Origin of the sequence: Kitasatospora sp. NPDC127067, from assembly GCF_042724755.1 — a bacterium.
In the GTDB taxonomy this organism is placed as follows: Bacteria; Actinomycetota; Actinomycetes; order Streptomycetales; family Streptomycetaceae; genus Kitasatospora; species Kitasatospora lactacystinica.
On the sequence record NZ_JBHXEM010000240.1, the window covers coordinates 1 to 5682 of the forward strand.

Consider the following 5682-nt stretch of genomic DNA (forward strand, 5'->3'; position numbering starts at 1 on the left):
TACTGCAGGGGGGACCCTGTGGGAGAGTAGGACGCCGCCGAACAATTATTCAGAAGAACCCCCATCCGGGATCCGGATGGGGGTTCTTCGCATTTTCGGACTGTCTCATCGGTCGGTGTCACTTCCTCCACTCGCAGGTGGTCCTAGGTCCACCTCGGGATTGGGGTGCCATGGCCAGTGTGGGTGATGGACGGTTCGTGAAGACTGATGGAGGACGATCGGTACCGGCATCAGGAGCTTCCCGTGACAACAGTGAGTCGTACGAGCGGCGCGTCCGTACGTGCTCAGGCCCAGGCGGCCTTCAAGGCCGGCGGTGAGGGGCTGGCGCGGCTCGGTGCGGTGGTGTTGGCAGCGGTGCCGGGGGTGGTGCTGCCGGTGGGCGCGGCGATCTTCGCGGGGGCAGTGACGGCCCGGCTCCTGGAGTCGTACGACCTGGGGCTCTTCCTCGCGCTTCTGGTAGCAGTGACTGCCGGCGGTGTGGTGGCCGCAGCCAGCGTCCGCCGTACTGCGAACCGCACCCGCGGCCAGTTGGAGCGCTGGTTCGGCATACGGCTGCCGGCGGTCTACGAGCCCTGGCCGGAGCTGGAGTTGGACGGCCGGGGGCACTGGTGGACGGGCTACACCTACCACCGGTCGCGGACGGTGGCGAAGTACGCGCAGATCGTCCACTGGGGCCTGCGGGACCGGACCACCCGCGGCGAGCTGCTCTGGCTGCTGGTGAACCCGTTCCTCGTGGTGGCACTGGCCGGCCCGGTGGCCGTCCTGCTCGGGTTGGGCGTCGCCTACGCCCTGTCCTCGCCGGTGCCGGCGGACGACTTCGGCCCGTTGAGCGGCCGGATGGCGTCCATGCTGCTGAGCGTCGTGCTCGGAGCCGCCATGGTCGTCGGCGGCATACTCCTGGCACCGTTCGCGGTGCGGATGTACGCGGAGGCCGCCCGCCGGGTGCTGGACCAGGACGGCCCGGCGACGCGCGCCCAGCTGACCAGGCGGGTCGTCGAGTTGACCGAGACGCGGGCGGACGCGGCGGGCAGCCAGGCGGCCGAGCTGCGACGGATCGAGCGGGACCTGCACGACGGCGCCCAGGCGCGACTGGTCGCGATCGGGATGACGCTGGGCACCATCGAGCACCTGATGGACACCGACCAGGGGGCCGCGCGGGAGCTCCTGGCCGAGGCTCGCCAGTCCTCGGCCCGGGCCCTCCAGGAGCTGCGGGACCTGGTGCGCGGCATCCACCCGCCGGTGCTCGCCGAGCGCGGACTCGGCGATGCCGTCCGGGCCCTCGCGCTGGACAGCGCGCTGCCGACCGAGGTGTGCGTGAGCCTGCCGGACCGTCCGCCGGCGCCGGTGGAGGCCGCCGTGTACTTCAGCATCTGCGAGCTGCTGGCCAACGCCGCCAAGCACTCGGAGGCGGAGCAGGTCTGGGTGGACATCCTCTACCGGGCCGGCCTCCTGCGGATCACGGTGACGGACGACGGGGTGGGGGTGGCGGATCCTTCGCGGGGGACCGGACTGCGTGGTATCGAGAAGCGATTGGGTACCTTCGACGGTGTCCTCTCCATCGACAGCACGTCGGGCGGACCCACCACCATCACCTTGGAGTTGCCGTGCGAGTTGTCCTCGCCGAGGACCTCTACCTCCTTCGCGAAGGCCTGATCCGGCTGCTGGAAGCGCACGGCTTCACCATCGCCGCGGCGGTGGAGACCGGTCCCGAGCTGCTGGAGGCGCTTCTGACCCACCGGCCGGACGTGGCCGTGGTCGACGTCCGGCTGCCCCCGACGCTCACCGACGAGGGCCTGCAGGCCGCGCTCAAGGCACGGCGGGAGATCCAGGGCCTGCCGGTGCTGGTGCTGTCGCAGCACGTCCAGCAGCTCTACGCGCGGGAGTTGCTGGCCGACGGCACCGGGGGGATCGGCTACCTGCTGAAGGACCGGGTGTTCAACGCCGGGCAGTTCATCGACGCGGTCCGCCGGGTGGCGGCCGGCGGCACGGCGATGGACCCGGACGTGATCGCCAAGCTGATGGAGACCACCGCGCGCAGGCCCGGTCCGTTGCTGCGGCTGTCCCCGCGGGAGCGCGAGGTGCTGGAACTGATGGCCGAGGGCTGTTCCAACTCGGCGATCGCCGCCCGGCTGTCGGTGAGCGACGGTGCGGTGGCCAAGCACATCGCCAACATCTTCGGCAAACTCGACCTCGCCCCGGACGAGGACGCCAACCGCCGGGTGCTGGCCGTACTGGCCTACCTCAACGGCACGGCGAGGCAGACCCGCTGACGGTCCGGCCGCCCCCCGGCGCCGATCCGCACGGTGCCGGGGCCGGCGTTCGGCCGCCGCACTGTGACACCCCAGGCTGTGGGAACGCTTAAACATGCGTACGAGTAAACTCCGGTGGGCCGAGCCCGGAGGCTGCTCAGCCGTCCGGCGGCCCGACCAACGGGACCCGGCAGCCGAGGCACTGTACGCCAGCGGCCGACATCCAGGGGTTGATAGACGTAATGGCACGCCCAACGCTCACCAAGGCCCATCGTGGCCTGCTCGGCCTGGTCGCGGCCGGTGCCTGCATCATTTCGGGCATCGGCTTCGCGGGCTCGTACAACGCGGTGCGCGAGCTGGCCGAGGAGAAGGGCTTCGGCGCCTTCTCCTACGCCTTCCCGATCGGTGTGGACGCCGGCATCGTCGTGCTCCTCGCGCTCGACCTGGTGCTGACCTGGCTGCGGATACCCTTCCCGATGCTGCGGCAGACCGCGTGGCTGCTGACCGTCGCCACCATCGCCTTCAACGCGGCCGCGTCCTGGGGCGACCCGCTCGGCATGGGGATGCACGCGGTCATTCCGGTGCTCTTCGTCGTCGTGGTCGAGGCCTCGCGGCACGCGGTCGGCCGAATAGCGGCGATCACGGCGGACCGCCACATGGAGTCGGTCCGGGTGATGCGCTGGCTCCTCTCGCCGGTGCCGACCTTCCGGCTCTGGCGGCGGATGAAGCTCTGGGAGCTCCGCTCCTACGACGAGGTCATCCGACTGGAACAGAACCGTCTGGTCTACCGGGCGCAGCTGCGTTTCCGGTACGGCCGCGGTTGGCGCCGCTCGGCGCCGATCCAGGCGCTGCTGCCGCTCAAGCTCGCCAAGTTCGGCGTGCCGCTGGACCCGGCGCTGCTCGACCGGCTGGATGACGAGGGCCGTGTGCGCGAGGTCCCGGAGGCGCTGCCGGAGCAGGAGGCGCAGGGGATACCCGGCCAGGAGAACCGCGCCACCGCGGCCATCGCCCCGGTCGCCGAGGTCCAGGCCCAGCAGCCGCAGCAGCCCCAACACTCGCAACACTCGCAACACTCGCAGCAGGAGCCGCAGGCCGCCCAGCAGGCCGCTCCGCAGGTCCAGCAGGTCCAGCAGGTCCAGCAGGTTCAGCAGGCCCAGCCCGAACAGGCTGCGGCACAGGCACAGGCACAGGCACAGGCACAGGCACAGGCACAGGCACCCGCAGCCGTCGCGCCGTTGTCCGCCGAGGTCGCCGCGCCGATGCTCGCGAAGCTGGCCGCCGTCCGGCTGCGGGCCGCCCAGGAGCCGGACGAGGTGGCGGACGCCGTCCCGCAGCCGCGCGGCGAGGAGCTGAACGTCTGGACCGAGCGCCCGGTCCGCACCACCGGCCACCCGGCCGACGCCGCCCCGGGTGGGCGGGTGCCCGGCCAGGCCTCGCCCTGGTTCAAGCCCCCGCGCCCGGTCGCCGAGGAGCCCACCGCCCTCGCCGCCACCGCCCCGGCCTCCACCTCCGCCCCCGAGCCCGGTCCGCAGGCCCAGCACGCGGCCGGCTCTCAGCGGCAGTCCGAGCAGCCCGAGCAGTCCGAGCAGCTTGAGCAGCCCGCCGAGTACGAGCAGCAGGCCCCGGCCGAGGAGCGCGTCCACGCCGAGCAGCCGGTCCACGCCGAGCAGCGCGCGGTTGCTCCGGTGCCCGCGCGCCTCGACCCGGACCTCGCCTACGAGGCGCTCGTCTCCTATATGGACAGCTACGGCCACCAGCCCGACCCCCAGCGCCTCGCCGACTGGCTGACCAGGGAGTTCGGCGTCACCGGCAAGGGTCCGGACGGTTCGGTCCACCCCAAGGAGGTCGCCGACCTGTACCCGGAGCTGAACGAGCGCTACGCCGCCGCCGGGAGGGACTGACCGCGGCCGCCACCGTCCGGTGCCGGGTCGGCCATTGACGCCCGTACCCGCCGGAGCTACCTTCGCCTCAACAAACTGTTGAAGCGCTGGTTCGGCATGGAGGAGTGCGGATGACACGGGTCGGGGTCGACGGAAACGGGCCGACGGACGCGGCCTCCTTCTCCACCGCGGCCCGCGCCGCCGTGGAGGCGCTGCTCGCCCCCGTCGACGCCGATCTGGCACGCCGTTACCCGGGCGAACCCGGGACCAGGCAGCCGGTGCACACCGTCTACGTCCCGGCCGACGCCTTCGGCGCCGACACCGTGCGGGAGTGGGGCCGCCGGGCCCTGGACGCCTTCGACCGGTACGCCGCCACCCCCGCCGAACTGGCCCGCGCCCTCGGCGTCGCGGACGACGAGCTGCTCGCCGACGTGCACGCCCGGGTCCGCGCCAAGCTGGAGCGCGAGCCGATCGAGGACCTGCGGATCGACTTCGAGGACGGCTACGGCCCCCGCCCCGACGCCGAGGAGGACGAGGCGGCCGTCCGCACCGCCGGGCTGGTCGCCGCCGCGGTGGCCGGGGGCGGCGCCCCGCCGTACCTCGGCATCCGGATCAAGTGCATGGAGGCCGCCGTCCGGGCCCGCGGCATCCGCACCCTGGAGCTGTTCCTGGCCACCCTGCTGGCCCGCGGAGGGCTGCCGGAGGGCCTGGTCCTGACCCTGCCGAAGGTGACCTACGCCGAGCAGGTCACCGCGCTGGTCCGGCTGCTGGAGGACTTCGAGCGCCGGGCCGGGCTGCCCGCCGGCCGGCTCGGCTTCGAGATCCAGATCGAGACCACCCAGGCGATCCTCGGCCCGGACGGCCGGGCCACCGTCTCCCGGATGATCGAGGCCGCCGAGGGACGCGCCACCGGCCTGCACTACGGGACCTTCGACTACAGCGCCGCCTGCGGCGTCAGCGCGGCCCACCAGAGCATGGACCATCCGGTCGCCGACCACGCCAAGGCGGTCATGCAGGTGGCGGCCGCGGGCACCGGGGTCCGGCTCTCCGACGGCTCGACCAACGTCGTCCCGACCGGTTCCACCGAGCAGGTGCACGCCGCCTGGAAGCTCCACCACGGCCTGGTCCGCCGCTCGCTGGCCCGCGCGTACTACCAGGGCTGGGACATGCACCCGGCGCACCTGCCCACCCGCTACGTCGCGGTCTACTCCTTCTACCGCGAGGGCCTGGCGGCCGCAGCCGCCCGACTGGCCGCGTACGTCGCGAAGGCGGGCGGTGACGTGATGGACGAGCCGGCCACCGCCCGGGCGCTGAGCGGCTACCTGCTACGTGGCCTGGACTGCGGCGCCGTCGACCTCGCCGAGGTCACCGCGCTGACCGGTCTGGACCGCGCGCGGCTGAACGCCCTGGCCGGGCGCTGACCCGTCGGCGGCCCGTGGCCGGTGGCCGGCCGCCGGTCCTCCCGTCGTGCGCCAACTAGGCTGGCGGTGCCGCCCCGGTGTCCAGGGGCGGGCCCCCCCCCCCACGCCCTCCGCGGGAGGGCCACCCCCCCC

General features: G+C 73.0%; 4 protein-coding genes. All 4 read left to right on the top strand.

The genetic code is table 11. The features are described from left to right. The first annotated feature begins 243 nt into the window (after positions 1 to 243). The 4 genes from ACFWJ4_RS40630 to ACFWJ4_RS40645 all read left to right on the top strand — a co-directional run bounded on the left by ACFWJ4_RS40630 (position 244) and on the right by ACFWJ4_RS40645 (position 5550). Positions 244 to 1653, top strand: coding sequence for a histidine kinase (locus ACFWJ4_RS40630; protein ID WP_380554265.1), 1410 nt, complete (start codon positions 244 to 246; stop codon positions 1651 to 1653). Beyond that, positions 1605 to 2270 (top strand): response regulator transcription factor, encoded by a 666-nt coding sequence (locus tag ACFWJ4_RS40635; protein ID WP_359909220.1) that lies wholly within the window; start codon positions 1605 to 1607, stop codon positions 2268 to 2270. Before ACFWJ4_RS40630 ends, ACFWJ4_RS40635 begins: the two co-directional genes overlap by 49 nt. A 221-nt stretch (positions 2271 to 2491) precedes the next feature. Further along, positions 2492 to 4150, top strand: coding sequence for a DUF2637 domain-containing protein (locus ACFWJ4_RS40640; protein WP_380554268.1), 1659 nt, complete (start codon positions 2492 to 2494; stop codon positions 4148 to 4150). Positions 4151 to 4260: 110 nt separating this feature from the next. Next, complete coding sequence (locus ACFWJ4_RS40645; protein ID WP_380554271.1) at positions 4261 to 5550, top strand: DUF6986 family protein; 1290 nt, start codon at positions 4261 to 4263, stop codon at positions 5548 to 5550. Positions 5551 to 5682: the final 132 nt, after the last annotated feature.